Source organism: Psychrobacter glaciei, from assembly GCF_014652895.1.
In the GTDB taxonomy this organism is placed as follows: Bacteria; Pseudomonadota; Gammaproteobacteria; order Pseudomonadales; family Moraxellaceae; genus Psychrobacter; species Psychrobacter glaciei.
The window spans coordinates 469137-487827 of sequence record NZ_BMZR01000003.1 but is presented as its reverse complement, the minus strand read 5'-3'; the positions used below and the strand labels follow the sequence as shown (position 1 = coordinate 487827).

12 protein-coding genes are annotated in these 18691 nt (G+C 45.1%); 10 read left to right on the top strand and 2 right to left on the bottom strand.

The features are described from left to right. Nucleotides 1–2: 2 nt before the first annotated feature. The gene (locus tag IE130_RS09600) at nt 3–2069 is read right to left on the bottom strand and encodes a hypothetical protein (RefSeq protein WP_189585098.1); all 2067 of its coding nucleotides are present in this window, start codon (nt 2067–2069) and stop codon (nt 3–5) included. A gap of 261 nt (nt 2070–2330) precedes the next feature. Between IE130_RS09600 and ggt the strand changes: the two genes are divergently transcribed. Continuing rightward, on the top strand, nt 2331–4277 hold the full coding sequence (gene ggt / locus IE130_RS09595) for a gamma-glutamyltransferase (RefSeq protein ID WP_227676185.1): 1947 nt from the start codon (nt 2331–2333) through the stop codon (nt 4275–4277). A 10-nt stretch (nt 4278–4287) separates the two neighbouring features. Here ggt and IE130_RS09590 read toward each other — a convergent pair whose 3' ends face one another. Then, nucleotides 4288–5103, bottom strand: a complete 816-nt coding sequence (locus tag IE130_RS09590) for a helix-turn-helix domain-containing protein (protein WP_227676184.1) — start codon at nt 5101–5103, stop codon at nt 4288–4290. A gap of 375 nt (nt 5104–5478) precedes the next feature. Here IE130_RS09590 and IE130_RS09585 point away from each other — a divergent pair, with 375 nt between their 5' ends. The 9 genes from IE130_RS09585 (at nt 5479) to cysE (ending at nt 18454) form a co-directional block, all read left to right on the top strand. Further along, nucleotides 5479–6501 (top strand): proline racemase family protein, encoded by a 1023-nt coding sequence (locus tag IE130_RS09585; protein WP_189585094.1) that lies wholly within the window; start codon nt 5479–5481, stop codon nt 6499–6501. Nucleotides 6502–6648: 147 nt separating this feature from the next. After that, on the top strand, nt 6649–7896 hold the full coding sequence (locus IE130_RS09580; RefSeq protein WP_189585091.1) for an NAD(P)/FAD-dependent oxidoreductase: 1248 nt from the start codon (nt 6649–6651) through the stop codon (nt 7894–7896). A gap of 104 nt (nt 7897–8000) precedes the next feature. After that, nucleotides 8001–8882: a 4-hydroxy-tetrahydrodipicolinate synthase gene (gene dapA / locus IE130_RS09575; protein WP_189585089.1), complete on the top strand. Its 882-nt coding sequence runs from the start codon at nt 8001–8003 to the stop codon at nt 8880–8882. Between the two features lie 111 nt (nt 8883–8993). Then, a complete protein-coding gene (locus tag IE130_RS09570) occupies nt 8994–10490 on the top strand; it encodes an aldehyde dehydrogenase (protein ID WP_189585086.1) in 1497 nt (498 codons plus the stop codon). Nucleotides 10491–10579: 89 nt separating this feature from the next. After that, the gene (locus IE130_RS09565) at nt 10580–12028 is read left to right on the top strand and encodes an alanine/glycine:cation symporter family protein (RefSeq protein WP_189585083.1); all 1449 of its coding nucleotides are present in this window, start codon (nt 10580–10582) and stop codon (nt 12026–12028) included. A 289-nt stretch (nt 12029–12317) separates the two neighbouring features. Beyond that, nucleotides 12318–16028 carry a DNA polymerase III subunit alpha gene (gene dnaE, locus IE130_RS09560; protein ID WP_189585080.1) on the top strand — a complete coding sequence of 1237 codons (3711 nt, stop codon included), beginning with the start codon at nt 12318–12320 and terminating at the stop codon, nt 16026–16028. Nucleotides 16029–16100: 72 nt separating this feature from the next. Next, nucleotides 16101–16481 (top strand): Hpt domain-containing protein, encoded by a 381-nt coding sequence (locus IE130_RS09555; RefSeq protein WP_010198455.1) that lies wholly within the window; start codon nt 16101–16103, stop codon nt 16479–16481. Further along, on the top strand, nt 16481–17347 hold the full coding sequence (locus IE130_RS09550) for an RNA methyltransferase (protein ID WP_189585077.1): 867 nt from the start codon (nt 16481–16483) through the stop codon (nt 17345–17347). The genes IE130_RS09555 and IE130_RS09550 overlap by 1 nt, the downstream gene beginning before the upstream one ends. A 195-nt stretch (nt 17348–17542) precedes the next feature. Further along, nucleotides 17543–18454, top strand: coding sequence for a serine O-acetyltransferase (cysE, locus tag IE130_RS09545; protein WP_189585074.1), 912 nt, complete (start codon nt 17543–17545; stop codon nt 18452–18454). Nucleotides 18455–18691: the final 237 nt, after the last annotated feature.

The following is an 18691-nucleotide window of genomic DNA, read 5'->3' as shown; positions in this document are numbered from 1 at the left end:
CGTTATTGATCGTCTACCCTGTTGTCAGCATCATCTGTGACATCGTCTTCTATATCATTATCATCTTGACGATCAACACTGTCATATTCTGCTGCCTCATAGCTGCTATCACCATCCGCATAATCGCTACCATAATCATCATCGTAGTCATCATTGTAGTTATCGTAATCACCACTGCGACCACTATAATCATAGCGAGCATAACGTGCCGTTTTCAGCCTGTCTTTTTGTTGGCGTTGCTCTGCCATCCATGCATTGCCATCGATAGCCGCTTTAGCATTTGTACCAAAAGACTCGGTCAATAAAGGCGTTAGTGCATGTTTATTAAAGCTGCTTTTATCATAGCGTATTTGGTTTAGCACGCTGGTCGTAGAGCCCATCAAATCGCCGCCGATATTTATCCGCTGCTGCTTGGCAAGCAGGCGATCTGAGCTGTCTAAATAATAGTAATTTATCTGATTGAAAGATATCGGACCAATGGCTTCGATTAGCTGCAACAGCGAACCTACATCCGCACTTTGATAGCCTTTATTGTATAGCTGCACTTTCGCCAGCGCGGTTTTTAGCATAGCGCCATCAGGATATTTCTGTGGATTGGCATCGACATAATCCTGTAGCGACTTTGTCATGTATTTTAAAGTCTTGCCGATCATCTCACCGCTTTGCTTACTGCCAAAATAGACTTTTACCGCACGGCTCGCCCCGACTTCTTTGGCAAAGGCATCGTTGCGAATATCTACCGCGCTAAAGTGCTCGGGCCCAAGCTCTGCCATGCTGCTCTGTATGGCAGCGATGGCGGCATCATAAAGCACTGCTGGCGGTAGCTGCGCGGTAATACTCTCAGGCAAACCAAAACTGACGGTATGTGAGGTCATTTGGTTAGGTAAAGGGGTGTTTTCAGGATTGACAAGCGCCACGATAGGCATAATTGCCGATGGGTCTACCGTGATGCTGCTGTTATTAAAATCGAACGCTAGCGGTATCTGTACAGATGAGCTAATTGTCGGAGTCACATAATCATAACTATAAACGCTCTGTAGTTGTCGTTGTTTGGGTTTGTACTGACTGACACTATTAAACGTTAAATTTTGATATTGATAGGCATTTGACGCAGCTATCTGTTCCGGCGTGCGATGGAACATACTCAGCATTTGACCAATGACGCCCGTAGATGGCATTGATGATTGGCTACCTTCTACAGCCTCTGATTGTTGTTTTGCCATTTGTATGGCTTCATAGTTTTTTAACAGATTTTTAGACTTTAAGTTCGAGACCCCTGAGAGAATGCCGCCCTCTGCATTGCCATATTCATTATAGCCATCTCTGTCGTAACCATCTCGATTGTAGCCATATTCGCTGTAACCGTCTTCATCATAATTAATATCCTCTACAACACAAACTTCATAAGCGTCATCGTCATCATTTTTATTGCATTTATTCGACTCTATACTTACCGCTGCTAACTCTGCCATAGCCTCAGTTTGCCTGTCCTCATGATCACTTTCATCATAAGCACTTTCATCATAAGCACTTTCATCATAATCGCCGTCAGGCTCATAGGCATAAGTTTCTATAATCGTTCTAAGCAAGCTACTAGAGCCTGCATCGATGCTATCTGGATCAATGAAAGGTGCGGCTTGATAATTGGCTTGCGCAACTGCTACGTGTTCTGTTGCCAGATGCTGACGAATAGCCGCCAGTAAATGTGATTTGGCTTGATTGTCAGTATTGGGATATTTTTCTTGGTTAAATAATTGTTGATAACGCTCAGATTGGGCAGTGCGGCTAGCATTAAACGCGCGTCCTTGTGCTTGGCTCTGCGCGCTATCGACGGTACTAAAATCAATCATACTTTTTGATGCCGTAGACGATGATACCGCCGGGCTTGATTGACAACCTACCAACCCAAACGTACTGCCAAGCAGTAATGCGCAGCCTGCAATAGAGGTTAATTTGCGCGACTGATATGAATGCTTGTTATGATTGTTATGGTTATGGGCAGATGACTGATGATGAGCCATGCCAGAGTGACGCTGTTGGTCGCGTTTATGAGTATGGTTGGATGACATAGTAATTTCTTCTTATAAATAGACAGACAATAATGAATAAATTCTAGCACTATTATTTATATCACAATGAGTTACAATTTAGTAAGATTAGAACGTATTTCTTAAAAATTTTCAGCATTTTTGATAAGACTGTTTATCTAAAAAACGTGGCGCCAATTATTATGTCAATTAGGACACGCCTTAACATTCAAGCCTCTTTATTTTTACAGTCTTATTTTTACAGACCAAACGTGTCATCACTTGCTCAAAAAGGAATTTACAATGCAACATTCAATATCAAAAGATGAAATTAACGCTTCTCAAAATAACTTTAAAAACAGAGCAAAAATTAAAACCGCTATTCTATTAATCAGTAGTACCTTTTTAGTATCGCTATCTGCTCATGCGGCTGAACCAACCACCAATCAATCAACTACCATCAACCCAACATCTATTAATACCAGCGCCATCAATCTCGCTATTATGGCTGATAATCCTACTGTGTTGTCTGAAACCAAACGTGTTACACGAGCCAAAACCAATACGCTCATTTCCACGATGAACAACGCCAATGCCGATCAAGCCATTTATTCTGAAGATGCGATTCATCATCCGGTTTGGGCAAAGAACGGTATGGTCGCCACCCAAGAAGCCCTCGCCTCTGATATTGGACTCAAGATTTTAAAAGACGGCGGTAATGCGGTTGATGCTGGGGTCGCGGTTGGCTTTGCCTTAGCAGTGACTTTGCCGCGTGCTGGGAATATCGGTGGTGGTGGTTTTATGATGATTTATGACGCCAAACAAGGCAAAACGGTGGCACTCGATTACCGTGAAAAAGCGCCGAGTAGCGCCTCGCGTGATATGTATCTTGATGAAGATGGTAATGCAGTCAGCGACTTGTCTCGTTATCATGGTTTAGCCATCGGTGTGCCAGGGACGGTCGCAGGATTGCTTAAAGCGTTAGAAGATCACGGCACCATGAGTCGCGGGCAAGTGATGGCACCTGCGATTGCACTGGCTGAGGACGGTATAGAAGTCACGGCTGGCTTGTCCGAGTCGCTCACTGCCTTGAGCGAGCGTTTACAAAAATGGCCAAGCACCAAAAAGATATTTTTTAAACCTGACGGCAGCGCCTATCAACCCGGTGAGCGTTTAAAACAGCCTGAACTGGCTCGCTCGCTGAAATTAATTGCTGCAAAAGGCGCAGATGGATTTTATAAAGGGGAAACCGCGAGTAAGTTGGTCAAAGCGGTCAATGAGGCTGGCGGTAGCATGAGTTTGCAGGATTTGGCTAGTTATGAAGCCATCGCTCGCGAGCCAGTTAAAGGCGACTATCGTGGTTATGAGATTGTCTCGATGCCGCCACCGTCTTCTGGTGGTATCCATATCGTGCAGATTTTAAATATCTTAGAAGGCTACCCGCTAAAAGACTATGGTCAAAACAGCGCGCAAACCATTCACCTAATGGCCGAAGCCATGCAGTTGGCTTATGCGGATCGCGCAGAGTATTTAGGTGATTCTGACTTTATCGATGTGCCTGCCAGCGGCTTAACCTCAGAGGCTTATGCGGATAAACTACGCACCTTAATCAATCCAGACAAAGCCACACCAGCTTCGACGATTAAAGCCAACAACCCTCTGCCTTACGAGAGCGATCAGACCACGCATTTCTCTATCGTGGATAAAGACGGCAATGCGATAGCCAATACTTATACACTCAACTTCTCTTATGGAACTGGCCTTGTCGCTGAAGGTACGGGCATTTTACTCAACAATGAGATGGATGATTTCTCTGCCAAACCCGGTGTGCCGAATGGTTATGGCTTATTAGGCGGTGAAGCAAATGCCGTTGAAGCCAATAAACGCCCGCTATCCTCGATGAGCCCGACGCTGGTCTTTAAAGACAGTAAACCATATATCGTCACGGGTAGCCCCGGTGGTAGTCGCATCATCACCACCGTTACTCAAATCATATCCAATGTCATCGATCATGATATGAATATCGCTGAGGCCACTCACGCACCGCGTATTCATGATCAATGGCTGCCTGATGAAATTCGAGTGGAAAAGGCACTGAATGTTGATACAGTTAAAAAGCTTGAATCAATGGGTCATACGGTCAGTCCAAAAGCAGCCATGGGTTCGACGCAATCGATTATGTTGACTCCAAATGGTGTTTACGGTTCTTCTGATCCACGTATCGTCGATGCGGCAGTGGTTGGGTATTGATTTGATTTTTTTATGATAAATGCGTTTGGCGAAATTGGCTGGGTGACAAACCCGTGAATTGTTTGAACTGACGGCTAAAAGCACTGTGATCGCTGTAGCCGCAGTTCAACGATATCTGAGTCACTGACACCTCAGGACTAGCCAATAACTTCACCGCATACTCCAAGCGCAGCTTTTGCACAAACTGTAATGGCGACATATTCAGTACGGCCTTAAAGGTACGCTCTAGCTGCGACACGCTCAAATTAGCCAAGTCGGCCAATTGTGCGATATTTATTTTTTGATCAAGATGCGCTCGTACAAACTGAGCGACTTCTGCCAAGCGCGCGTGTTTACGTAAAACGCGCTCGTTATCTTCATCAATATCGACCGATATCCCAACCATGGCGACCACTTGTTGGCTCTTATTATAGATAGGCAGTTTATCGGTAATACACCATCCTAACTGACCGGATGCATAACTGTGCAGCTCTAAGTTATCAACGATAGACTTCCCCTCTCTCAATACCTTCATATCTTGCAAAATATAATCCCTACTCTGTCGATGCGAAAACACCTCTTCTGTGGTAAACCCTACGATATCTTCGTGCTGACTCAACTGACAGCGTTTTAACAAAGTTTTGTTTGCCAGCTGATAACGTGCCTGCTCATCTTTCACAAAAAACACCACATTGGTCAAAGTATTCAGCAGCGGCAGTAATAATGAGACATTACCGATAAAAGCCTCACGACTATCGGGACGATAGACAGTCATACTCTGCTGCAATGATGTGGTAAGCATAGCAAGCGCGGTATCTTCTATTATATCTGTTATTACCTCAGTCATCGCATCTCATCCCTGTCATATCAATTTTACATTCAGCCAAACATCCATAACTCGCAGGCTATGTCACGCTGGCGAACAGCACGCAAGAAAAATTTACCGCAGCAGCACGTGGCTATTAACGTATCGACTTTATTTCGAACTGACTATTTTATTACCAATTTTTAGGCACAGACTTCTCTAGTGTACACCGAGCCACTATGCAGAAATACGCATTTATCCATGAAAAAACAGCAAGACGCTCTCTCTAAAAAAGTCCACTCTATATATAGACCTCAGCAAATAACAACCAACTATTGGCTGTTAAATTAAAACCATTAGGTCTCATGCATAAAAAGCGGAATATAACTTTTTCACGGATGAATTAGGGCGTCGGTCATGTCTTCTATATTATTTAATTTTAAAATTATTGACTCGCATACGGGCGGTGAGCCCACTCGTATGGTCTATGACGGCTTTCCTGAACTCGTCGGCGACACTCTTCAAGATAAGCTGCAATACTTCAAACAAAACTTCGATCATCTGCGCCAAAGTATCATCTTAGAGCCACGCGGCAATGATGTTCTTGTCGGTGCGTTACTCTTCCCTGCTACCAATCCTAAAGCCACAGCGAGCGTTATTTTCTTTAACAATGCTGGTTATTTAGGCATGTGCGGACACGGCACGATTGGCGTTATCGTCTCATTGGCTTATCAACGAAAGATATCGGCAGGCGTGCACTGGCTAGAGACTCCTGTCGGTCTGGTTAAAGCAACCTTACATGATGATGGCAGCTGTAGTGTACAAAACGTCCCTTCTTACCGTTATAAAAAGCAAGTTGACGTTCACGTTCCTGAATTAGGGCTTATCCGTGGCGACATCGCTTGGGGTGGCAACTGGTTCTTTTTAGTCAGTGAGCATGGACAAGACATTCAAGCAAATAATGTCGAAAAATTGACTCAAGTAACCATGCAAATTAAGCAAGCACTAATCGCTGCTAATATCACCGGCAAAAACGGCGGCGAGATTGACCACATCGAGTTGTTTGCCGATAGCGATGATGACCAAGTCGATAGTAAAAACTTCGTTTTATGCCCAGGTTCAGCTTACGATCGCTCTCCTTGTGGTACCGGTACTAGTGCCAAGCTTGCCTGCTTAGCGGCTGATAACCGTCTAGCACCTGAACAACTTTGGCAGCAACAAGGCATAGTCGGCAGCGTATTCACTGGCAGTTATCAGCATGCAACTGAGCTTAATACTGAGTTGAATACCGATCTTAGTACTAAGCTCAATAATGCAGCTGGTACGGCTTATCCTGCACAGACCATTATCCCAACGATTCGTGGTCATGCTTATGTTTGTGCCGAGACCACACTCATTGTGCAAGAAGACGATCCTTTTAAATGGGGCATCCCGTCTTAACGAGGTCGTAGCATTATTTATGAAATAACCTGATTTATGAAATGACCTGATTTATGAAGTGGCTTAACTTATTAAGTGACATATTTATTGATAAACGCGTAAACACTATCAAGAGTGCTTAATCGACGAACGTAAGCGAGAAAAATTATGACTACCTCAAACGTCGACTTGCATATCATTGGTGGCGGCATTATCGGTCTAGCGGCTGCGGTGACATTGCAAGCGCGAGGCGTAAAGGTCGCACTGCTGGACGCCAATAAAGTGGGTCAAGGCGCATCATTAGGTAACGCCGGTCATATCGCTACCGAGCAAGTATTCCCCATTGCTGATGCGAGCATGCTCCGTCATGTACCCGCCATGTTATTGAATCCGACTGGACCGCTGCGCATAGACTGGCGCTATCTGCCGCGTTTGATGCCTTGGGCAATGCAATTGCTCATGAATATGCGCCCTGAGCCATTTGAGCGGATTCATCAAGCGTTGTTAAGCTTAAATCAAAACAGCCTGCAAGCATGGCAAGGTTTTGCTGATCAGTGGCAATTGGGCGATTGGGTGCAGGTGAAAGGTTCATTATTAACGGTTGAAAAGCCTAGTAGTCTTGAGCTACTAACAGCACACGGTAAGCGTCTCAATGACATTGATGTGAGCAATGAGCTGCTGAGCAAAGAGGATTTATTAGAGCGTGAGCCTGCCTTACAAGACAACCAGTTAGCAGCATTATTTTTCCCAAATACAGGACATATCACCAATTTAAAAGCCGTTATCAATCAACTTCACGATATCTTTAGGCAATTGGGCGGTCATGTCATTGAACATTGTAGCGTCCTTGCAGCGACCAATGATGCAGATGGTATTCATTTGACCACCAGTCAAGGTGACATGACAGCGTCCAAAGTGATGCTATCAGCAGGCGCCCACTCTAAAGCCTTGGCCAAGCAATTAACGGGCGTCAACATCCCTTTAGATACCGAACGTGGTTATCACTTAATGCTACCTCATGAAGGCGCGCGCTTACAGATCCCCGTATCGAGTTTGGATCGACGCTTTGTCATGACTCCGATGCAAGACGGCCTACGTTTGGCGGGTACGGTGGAGTACGCAGGACTTGACGCGCCTGCCAATATGCAGCGTGCACATATGCTATTACAACAAGCGCAGCCTATGTTAAAAGCGCCGTTAGATGCTAGCGATAGCGTGTCATGGATGGGGTTTCGTCCATCGACCGCAGACTCCTTGCCAGTCATCGACAAAATCGAGCGCGTCTTTTTAAGCTTTGGGCATCAGCATTTAGGCTTAACGCAAGCTGTCGTTAGTGCGCAAATGATTGCCGAATACTATTTTGATGAAGACCATACGATCGATCCAAAACCGTATCAACTGGCCCGCTTTAAATAAGGTGCTTATCGAACGGTTATGAACCAAGTAAAAATCAACCGATTCATCATTGAATCATTACCCATTAAATCACCAACAATATCAACCCCAATAAGGATAGTCTCATGAACATAAATGGAATTTTAGTCCCAATCGTCACCCCTTTCGACAATAACGGCGACGTTGATGCGCAAAAATTAACGACACTGGTCGAAGCCTTTATCGACAAAGGCGTAGCTGGTATCGTTGCTTGCGGTACTACAGGTGAGTACTATACGTTTTCGGCAGCGGAGCGTGAGCTGGTATTGACCACTATCGCTGAAGCCGCAAAAAATAAAGGCGCTGAAAATAAAGTCACTCTGATTGCTGGTATCAACAGCTTATCGACTGATCACTCTATTGAGCTTGCCGCACAAGCCAAAGTCTTAGGTTATGACGGCCTGATGCTGTCTGCCACCCCTTATAGTTTGCCCGAGCAAGATGGCATCATCGCTCACTTCGAAAAAGTCGCGGATGCTAGTGAGCTGCCGATTATTATGTACAACTTCCCTGCTCGTGTTGGCGTTGCCATTGAATTTGACACTGTTGCTCATCTAGCTAAGCATCCTAACATCGTCGGTGTAAAAGAAAGCAGCGGCGACTTTAGTCATGCGCTACGCATGCTACAAGCTAATTTTGATGACTTTGAGGTGGTTTGTGGCTGTGATGATCAGCCGGTTGATTTCTTCTTTTGGGGTGCGAAAAGCTGGATCGCAGGCGCAGCGAACGTTTTCCCAGCAGAGCAAGTCGCATTATTTAACGCCACCCAGCAAGGCGACTGGGATAAAGCCAAGCAAATTATGAGTGAGATCTATCCTGCTATCCATTCTATGGAATCTGGCAACTACAATCAAAAAGCCAAAGCGGGATGTTTAAACGGCAGCATGGATGTTGGTTCAGTTCGCGTGCCTCTAACTGACATGCCAGAAGATGAAAAAGCAGAGTTTTTAGCCCTACTGTCTAAATAGCACTCAGCTCAGCTTAGTAAAAACAATGTTAAGGATAACCAATGCTAAATTTGATGCCGTATTCAAATCTCGAATCGATGGCATCAAACTTAGCAGATAAGGATTAGAAAAATGAGCACTAAAGAACAAGCCACCAAACAACAAGTATTTGAAGCAGCAAAACAGCAGCAATTATGGGTGGGTCACTTAATAGCAGCGGATGGCCTATCAGAAGCTACTTTAGACAATTACACGCCCATTGATAATAGTATTATCGGTCAAATTGCGTCAGGTACTAGCGATGATGTCGATACTGCCGTGCAAGTCGCTCGCGATGCTTTTGAAAACGGTGAATGGCGTCGTCTGGCTCCTGCTGAGCGCAAGGCTATTATGCAGCGCTGGTGTACACTCATGCATGAGCACGTCGAGGAGCTGGCAGCATTAGATTGTGTGGATGCAGGTAAGCCAATTACCGAATGCTTAAACACTGACATGCCAGCGACTATTGAGACCTTTGAATGGTATGCCGAGGCCGCTGATAAGGTATTTGGCAAAGTCGCACCGACAGGTAACGCAGCTTTAGGACTTATCGTACAAGAGCCCATTGGTGTCGTTGGTGCGGTATTACCTTGGAACTTCCCAGCCCAAATGTACGCATGGAAAGTCGCCCCTGCTCTTATTATGGGCAACTCCGTTATTGTTAAACCTGCTGAGCTGACCTCTTTATCTGCCTACCGTTTAACTGAGCTTGCCTATGAAGCTGGCGTGCCCAGAGAAGCGCTGCAAATGGTCTGCGGTCTTGGTGAAAATGTCGGCGCGGCGCTTGGTCAACATATGGATGTTGACATGGTATCTTTCACTGGCTCGACTGAGGTCGGACGTCTGTTCTTACAGTATTCGGCGCAAAGCAATCTAAAAGAAATCGTCTTAGAATGCGGCGGTAAAAGCCCACAAATCGTCTTTGATGATGCCGTACTTGATGATGCTGCGATCAACGATATCTTATCGGCCGCGTTTTGGAATATGAGTGAAAACTGTAGCTGCGGCTCACGCTTATTAGTCCACAGCAGTCAAAAACAAGCGTTACTTGAGCAACTAAAAAACGGTCTGAAAGGTTGGAAAGTCGGCTCACCTTACGATGTCGACACGGCTATTGGTCCTATGATTGAAAAAGCGCATTTTGACAAGGTTTGTCATTATCTTAAGACAGCTAAAGAGGAAGGTGCAACGATCGTTGCAGGTGGCAACATTCATGACGACATGGGCAGTGGCTGGTATATCGAGCCGACTATTTTTGATGATGTTACAGCCGATATGACTTTGTTTAAAGAAGAAGTCTTTGGACCCTTGCTTGCGGTGACAAGCTTTGAGACGGAGGAAGAAGCCATCAAATTAGCCAATGAAACCAACTATGGACTCGCCGCTTCTTTTTATACACAGAACATCAAGCGCGCTTATCGTGTGGCATCGTCCATTAAAGCAGGCACGGTCTCTATTAATGGCTTTTCAGAAGGTGATATCACCACGCCATTTGGCGGCTATAAGCAATCAGGGTTTGGCGGTCGTGACAATGGTTTAGAAGCCTTAGCACAATACGCACAGACCAAAACCATTTGGCTGGTTAATTAGCAAACGTATTCAGTCAGTACAGTCATCGATTAAAACAACAGCTTAAATGATTTAAGCCTTTAGTCACATATTTACAGGGAAGTAAGGCCATGGAAGCGATTATTAATACCATCGTCGGCTATATATGGAGCGATGCGTTAGTTTATTTGGCACTCGGTGTCGGCATTTATTTTACCGTGATGACTCGCGGTGTCCAGTTTCGCTATCTCAAAGAAATGGTTAGGCTGTTGTTTGACAAACAAACCTCAACCCAAGGCATTAGCTCATTCCAAGCCTTTTGTATGGCGTTATCAGGTCGCATTGGTGTTGGTAACATTGCAGGGGTTGCCACCGCTATCGCAGCGGGTGGTCCTGGTGCCGTTTTTTGGATGATCGTCATGGGTCTGCTTGGCGGTGCTAGCGCCTTTATTGAGTCTACCCTTGCACAGGTTTATAAGCATACCGTTGATGACCAGTATCGTGGCGGCTCACCCTTTTATATCGAGCGCGGCCTAAAGATGAAACCCTTTGCTATTTTAGTAGCTACGGTGACTTGTCTTTCTTATGGCGTTTTGGTGCCCGGCGTACAAGCCAATACCATCGCTGATTCTTTCGATACCGCCTTTAACATCTCACCTGCTGTGACAGGGTTAATTATCGTCGCTATGCTAGCTGTTATTATCTTTGGTGGTGTGAAACGAATCGCCAGTTTTGCTGGTAAAGTTGTGCCTTTCATGGCCATTGGTTACATCTTGATGATGGTTATCGTCTTAGCCTTCAATGCCTCAAACTTACCTGCTATGTTCGCTCTTATTTTCAAAAGTGCGTTTGGTATGGATGCTGTGTTTGGCGGTATCGTCGGTCTAGCCATATCTTGGGGTGTTCGCCGTGCGGTATTCTCTAACGTTGCTGGTGCAGGCGAAGCTACTTTCAGCTCAGCAGCTGCAGAGGTTTCTCATCCTGCCAAGCAAGGTTTGGTACAGAGTTTTTCTATCTATATCGATACGGTTGTTGTCTGTACCGCTACTGCATTGATGATTTTATCTACTGGTATGTATAATGTCATTCCAGAAGAGGGCTTGACTCTGGTCGAAAATATGCCAGGTATCGAAGCGGGCACGGCATTTACCCAAGCCGCTGTCTCGACGGTGTTTAGCCAATATGGAAGTGGCTTTGTCGCTATCGCCATCTTCTTGTTTGCCTTTACCTGCTTGATTGCTTATTACTATATTGCTGAGACCACGCTAGTATACTTAGACAGTAAATTGCGCTACCCTGTTTTAAAACCATTATTAAAAATAATATTCTTAATAGTTTGCTTTACTGGTAGCATGCAATCTGTTGGCGTGATGTGGGCGCTAGGTGATATTGGTTTTGGCAGCATGTGTTACCTTAACTTCATCGCCATCGTATTACTCAGTAAAACGGCGCTAAAAGTGCTAAAAGACTACGACGAGCAAATGAAGCTGGGACTCGATCCTATCTTTGACCCTAGAAAAGCAGGCGTTGAAAACGCAGACTTCTGGATAGCCTATAGTGATAAATATGATAAGCGTTAATTAAACTATCAGTGCTATCCCATACAAAAAACCCTTCTATATCACCATGATATAGAAGGGTTTTTTGTATGATGAAACCCCTTGTCAAAAACACTCAATTCAATTTGATACCCCTGAATCAGTGGTTGTCTGTGCCAAATAATGCTATTATTAACAGCTAAATCTAAAATGAATAAATATGGCTATCGACGTCTTATCCTCTTCCAAAAGTCAACATAAAGCATTGATAATAATAAATTTATTTCCTTAGTAGCTAATTCCCCTTTGATCGTACTAGTAAGAGTCCTCTATGGCATTTGTACACCTTGGCATTCACAGCGAATATTCGATTACCGATTCTATCGTGCGCATCAAGCCGCTAGTGAAAGCCGCTGCGGCTGATAATCAGCGCGCGCTCGCATTAACTGATTTGTCCAATCTCTATGCCACGGTAAAGTTCTATCGTGCCTGCCTAGGTGCTGGTATCAAGCCAATTATCGGCAGCGAAGTCATCATGGAAAATGAAGACACACGGCTCACCCTGCTCGCAATGGACAACGAGGGCTACCAAAACATCACTCGTATCGTCTCGCTCGGCTTTACCGAAGGTCGCGCCGACGATGCCAATCATGGGGTGCCGGTCGTTAAGCGTAGTCATATTTTAGAGCATGCCGCTGGCGTGATTGTGCTCCTCACCGAAAAGTCAGATGTGGGTCAGGCACTGGTCGGCTCCATGCCAGAAAAAGCCGACGAGCTGCTGACAGAGTGGCAAGCAAAGTTTGCTAATCGCTTATATTTTGCCATCAAGCGCACCAATCGCTCAGGCGAAGACACTTTTATTCGGGAGGCTATTCACTCAGGTGCTAAGCACAATATCCCCATCATTGCGCATAATGACGTGCGCTTCTTAAAGCAAGATGATTTTGATGCCCACGAAGCACGTGTCTGTATCGCAGGCTCCTACGTGCTTGCCGACCAAAATCGTCCGCAAACTTATTCCGATGCACAGTACCTAAAAACCCAAGCGCAAATGCAGCAGTTATTTGCTGATATTCCGCAGGTGATTGATAATACCTTGCGCTTAGCAACTCGCTGTAATGTGACCTTGACGCTGGGTATTAACGTACTACCCGATTTTCCTGTGCCTGAAGGTGAGACGATTGAAACGTTTTTCCGCGCGGAGTCAGTACGTGGGCTTAATAATCGATTGGACAAGCTGTTTCCCGTTGAAGCACGTACTGATAACTGGAGTGACTTTCGCCAAAAATATGATGAGCGCCTAGAATACGAGCTGGAAGTTATCTTATCGATGGGCTTCCCCGGTTACTTCCTGATCGTAATGGACTTTATCCGTTGGGCAAAAGCCAATGGTGTACCCGTTGGACCCGGTCGTGGTTCTGGTGCTGGCTCGCTCGTTGCTTATTCGCTCAATATTACCGACCTCGACCCTATTCATTACGACTTATTATTTGAGCGCTTCTTAAACCCTGAACGTGTCTCAATGCCCGATTTCGATATTGACTTTTGTATTGAAGGTCGTGACCGCGTTATTGATTATGTCGCGCAAACTTATGGCCGTGAAGCGGTTTCGCAGATTATCACTTTTGGTACCATGGCGGCAAAAGCAGTGGTACGAGATGTGGCACGCGCGCAAAGTAAATCCTACTTCCTTGCCAGTAAAATGTCTAAACTTATTCCCAAAACACCGGGGATTACCCTCAGTCAAGCGCTTGAGCAAGAGCCGCAGCTGAAAGACTTAATTTCCAATCCTGATAATATGGATTATGAAGATGCCATCGAAGTATGGGAGATGGCTATCAAGCTTGAAGGTATTTGCCGGAACGTGGGTAAACATGCCGGCGGCGTATTGATTGCACCGCACAGAATCACGGATTTTAGCGCCATTTATTGTGATGATGAAGGTCACCGCGTCAGCCAATTTGATAAAGATGACGTTGAAGCCGTTGGGCTGGTAAAGTTTGACTTTTTGGGTCTACGTAACTTGACCGTGATTGATGCTGCTGTCAGAAATATCAACCTGCGCCGTGCAAAAGAAGGCAAAGATGCGCTCGTTTTAGAAGATTTGCCACTAGATGACAAAAAAGCCTACAAGCTATTGCAAGACGCTAAGACTACTGCCGTCTTTCAGTTAGAAAGTATGGGTATGAAAAAGTATCTGGCGAAATTACAACCGACCAACATTGAAGACGTGATCGCCATGTGTGCGCTGTATCGCCCAGGTCCGCTCGATGCAGGCATGGTAGAGATGTATATCGACCGTAAGCATGGTCGCGAAGAAGTCATTTATGACCATCCCAACCTTGAGCCAATTTTAGAAAACACCAATGGCGTTATTGTCTATCAAGAACAGGTCATGCAAATCTCACAGGTGATGGCAGGCTATAGCTTGGGCGGTGCGGATATGCTACGCCGTGCTATGGGTAAGAAAAAACCTGAAGAGATGGCCAAACAGCGCGATATTTTCGTCACGGGTGCTACGGCACAAGGTATTGATGAAGTTACCTCTGGTGGCGTGTTTGACTTGATGGAAAAGTTCGCCGGTTATGGTTTCAACCGCTCGCATTCTGCGGCATATGGCGTGCTTGCTTATCAGACCGCGTATCTAAAACAGTACTATCCTGCTGAGTTTATGGCGGCGGTATTGACCTCAGATATGAACAACACCGACAACGTTGTGTTCTTTATCAATGACTGCCGTGAAAACTTTGAGTTAACCGTCGTTAATCCGTCGGTGAATCGCAGTGAGTGGCATTTTGTCGCTGATACCCCGACCAATATTATTTATGGTTTGGGGGCGATTAAAGGCGTTGGCGAAGGGGCGGTCGAATCTATCGTTGATGCACGAAGACGTGAAGGCCCATTCAAAGACTTGTATGACTTTTGCCGCCGCGTCGATATCAAAAAGGTCAACAAGCGCACCCTTGAAGGACTGATAAACGCTGGCTGTTTTGATGACTTTGCGGCAACTTTACGACCTGACTTGCCAGCCGATGAAGCTTACGAGATTCGCGGTGCATTAATGAGTCAATTGCCAAGTGCCGTGCAAGCTGCGGAACAAGACCGTCAAAACCGTGAAATTGGTATGATGGATTTGTTTGGTGAAATGGATGGTGTCGTCGCCGCGCCACCGTTGGTGATGACCCCAGAGCTGATCTGGGGTGACAAGCACCGTCTAAAAGCGGAAAAGAACACGTTAGGATTGTACTTAACTGGACACCCAATCAATGAATACTTAGAGGAAATTAAACGCTATACCTCAGGTACACGTCTCGATAAGCTAACGGATACCGGCTATAACGGCAGCTGCTATTTTGCAGGTTTGATTATCGATATCGCCAACTTTGGCAATCGTAATGTGATTATCTTAGATGACGGAACCTCAAGACTGGAAGTCAGCTGCTATGCAGAGCGCTTTAATCGTGTCAAAGAACAGTTGAAAATCGATGAAGTCGTCATCATTAAAGGCAGCATCCGTGAGCGTGATGGACGCCTGTTTGCGCGCCTTGATAATGCGATGAGTATGGTAGATGCCCGTTTAAGATGGATGAAGAAAATCAGTATTAAGATTCATGGTAGCGATATTAATTTGCTGACACGTCTGCAACCATTACTTAAGTCTGCACAAGCCAGTATTATTCCAGCACCAAAAATGTCTTATGACAACGAGCAAGACGAGCCAAGTGGCAGCTTCAATGGCAATAGTGGTTACGATGCTGCAATGGGCGGAAGTCTGTTTGATGAAAATGGCAATGATTTATTGGCGCTAGAAAATGACATGAATCAAAATAGTGCTAGTCAAAGTTATGCCAATAATGCTTTGAGCAATACCGACGCCTCCATTAATGATAATTGTCTGCCACTGGGACTGAGCATTTATGAGGAATTTGGCATCGCTAATGTGGGGCTATCCGAGCATTGGCGCGTCTACCCTAACGATGATAATTTGCAGCAGTTAAAGAACATGCTGAGCGAAGACAACTTACATTTCCATTACAGCTAAGACGTACCTTACTTTTCGAAACTTCATTATAGTAATCTTATTGCTTTAACTTTTAAAAATTGGACAGTAACCATGGACAAAACTACAAATAATAATATGATTGGACAAACTGACGAAGAAATTATCAATCACGAACAGTTCGAAGACATGCGTGACTTGCTAGAAGAAGATTTTGCCGACTTGATACAGGTTTATATCACTGATAGTAAACAGCGCATCACAAACTTGCGAACGGCTCAACAACAAAACGATGATGCCGCTGGGTTTGAGATAGCTCACGCCCTAAAAGGCGCTAGTGCCAACTTGGGCACCACTCAACTGATAAACTTGAGCTGTCAATTGCAAGAGCGCTGCCGTGAACGCCGTGTCGGTGAGCAAGCTGTGCTTATTGAAGAGATTGCCATTGCATTACACCGTGCTGAACAAGAAATTAATCAGAGATTGGGACAATAATGAGTAACGACTCTGCACGAGCAGTAAATGACTACCTTGATTGCCTACAAGTGGTTATGGTCAATACGACTTTGCCTGCCAATATTGGCTCGGCAGCACGGGCAATGCATACTATGGGTCTGTCGCGTTTAACCGTTGTAAATCCCAAACTGCCAATCGATGAAACCAGTGTCTCTCATGCAGCAGGCGGCAGTGAGGTACTGTCATCAGCTTTGATAGCGCCCACACTAGAGTCTGCTATTGGAGACTGTCAGTTGGTATTCGCGGCCAGCAGTCGCAGCCGTCACTTACCGCGCCCTGTGGTGACACCCACGCAAGCCGCCAAAATCATGTTCGATTTTCTTGATAAACAATCCGCTTTTACTATAAGCAACCATACCGACGATAACCAAAGCGCTCATAGAAACGATAAACCAAACATCGCTATCTTGTTTGGACGTGAAGATCGTGGTCTAACCAACGAAGAGTTGGCTTGTGCTGATTATCATATCCAAATCGATGCCAATCCTGCTTATCCTGTTTTAAATGTCGCCTCAGCCGTCCAAGTGATTGCCAGCTTTATTTTTGCTTATGCCCAAACGCACATTCAGACAGCAGATGATTTAGATAATAATTTGAGTGCTACTGCTCAGCCAACGCTTGATGTGCATTTACGTCAGCAATGGGATGAGCCTGCTATTACTCAGCAGCAGTTGCAACAGCTTACTCAGCGTACCACTGACCTGATGGTGCACCGTGGTCTAGCAAATAGCGAGCATTTAAAATCGTTACCCTCACGACTGTCTAGACTTGGCTCACGTTTACAGCTTGATCAAAAAGAGTATCAGCTATTGAGCGCTTTGATTGCCAAGCTCTCAAAAGACTAAAACAAGTCATTGTTATTGTTTATCAGCTCGCCTTCATTTGACAGCTTTTTACTATATTTTGCAGTATAAAGCTGTTATAACTTACAGAAGCTTAGCGAAAACATGTATTCCTTATTATCCGAACTTTACGACCACAGATTAGAGGCATCGCTGTTTTAGCAACGACACTCTACCGACGAATAGATAGGACGCTCTATGTCATTGCCAGCCAAACTGTTCAAATCTCTTGCCAGCATCAAAAAAGACCTAACAGAAGATATTGATGCGGTATTTACCCGTGATCCTGCAGCGCGTAATAGCGTAGAAGTATTACTGACTTACCCTGGCATCCATGCACTTATTTTGCATCGCGGTGCGCATTATCTGTGGCAACATGACCAAAAGCTGGCAGCTCGCGTTATTTCTTACGGCTCGCGCATCATCACCGGTATTGAAATCCATCCGGCTGCCAAAATCGGTAAGCGCTTTTTTATTGATCATGGCGTTGGTGTGGTCATTGGTGAAACGGCAGAAATCGGCAATGATGTCACGCTCTATCATGGCGTCACCCTCGGCGGCGTCTCACAAAATAACGGCAAGCGTCACCCGACCCTAGAAGATGGCGTGACGGTCGGTGCTGGGGCAAAAGTATTGGGACCGTTTACTGTTGGCAAAAATGCTAAAATTGGCTCCAATGCCGTGGTCGTCAAACCCGTACCAGCAAACGCCACGATGGTCGGTAGTGCGGCTCGTATGATTTCAGACTATCATGATGAAAAAGGCAATCCTATTGCGACCAAAGTGCAAGATGCCAAACAACAAGAAAAAGCGGCTCAAACGGGTCAGATAAATAAAGACAATATTGAAAGCAATACGACCAGTGCCGCACGTGCCACAGCCTTTCAAGCTTATGGTATCGACCCTTCTTCACAAGACCCTGTCGCTGAAGCCTTTGCTAAAATGCTCGAACATATTCAGCAATCAGAGAACCGCCTAGACCAATTACAATCAGCGATGTGCCAGATCGATCCTGATTTTTGCAAAAAACAATACGATAAACTGTGCTTAGAAGATTTAGATGTTATTGATCGTGCTGATGTAGATGACATCAGTGATGAGAAAAAATAGCTGAGACAGTTGCTGAAAACATAAAAGGTACGGGCGTGTGTTCATGCGCGTCATACATCAAGAAAGGCGCTAAAGTTGTATTAACTGATATGATGTAGGCTGGGCATTTATATTGTCCAGCTTTTATTTTGAGATATTTTGGCGTAATGGATAAAATTCATGCTAAAAAGCAGAAGGTAGTGGCTATATAATTAGCATTCCTTCGTCTATCCTCCTAAATTGTACGAAATTAATTGA

Coding starts and splice junctions, on each gene's coding strand:
- IE130_RS09580 (WP_189585091.1), top strand. CDS start 6,649: ATGACTACCTCAAACGTCGACTTGCATATCATTGGTGGCGGCATTATC.
- IE130_RS09565 (WP_189585083.1), top strand. CDS start 10,580: ATGGAAGCGATTATTAATACCATCGTCGGCTATATATGGAGCGATGCG.
- IE130_RS09550 (WP_189585077.1), top strand. CDS start 16,481: ATGAGTAACGACTCTGCACGAGCAGTAAATGACTACCTTGATTGCCTA.
- IE130_RS09585 (WP_189585094.1), top strand. CDS start 5,479: ATGTCTTCTATATTATTTAATTTTAAAATTATTGACTCGCATACGGGC.
- ggt (WP_227676185.1), top strand. CDS start 2,331: ATGCAACATTCAATATCAAAAGATGAAATTAACGCTTCTCAAAATAAC.
- dnaE (WP_189585080.1), top strand. CDS start 12,318: ATGGCATTTGTACACCTTGGCATTCACAGCGAATATTCGATTACCGAT.
- IE130_RS09590 (WP_227676184.1), bottom strand. CDS start 5,103: ATGACTGAGGTAATAACAGATATAATAGAAGATACCGCGCTTGCTATG.
- dapA (WP_189585089.1), top strand. CDS start 8,001: ATGAACATAAATGGAATTTTAGTCCCAATCGTCACCCCTTTCGACAAT.
- IE130_RS09555 (WP_010198455.1), top strand. CDS start 16,101: ATGGACAAAACTACAAATAATAATATGATTGGACAAACTGACGAAGAA.
- cysE (WP_189585074.1), top strand. CDS start 17,543: ATGTCATTGCCAGCCAAACTGTTCAAATCTCTTGCCAGCATCAAAAAA.
- IE130_RS09600 (WP_189585098.1), bottom strand. CDS start 2,069: ATGTCATCCAACCATACTCATAAACGCGACCAACAGCGTCACTCTGGC.
- IE130_RS09570 (WP_189585086.1), top strand. CDS start 8,994: ATGAGCACTAAAGAACAAGCCACCAAACAACAAGTATTTGAAGCAGCA.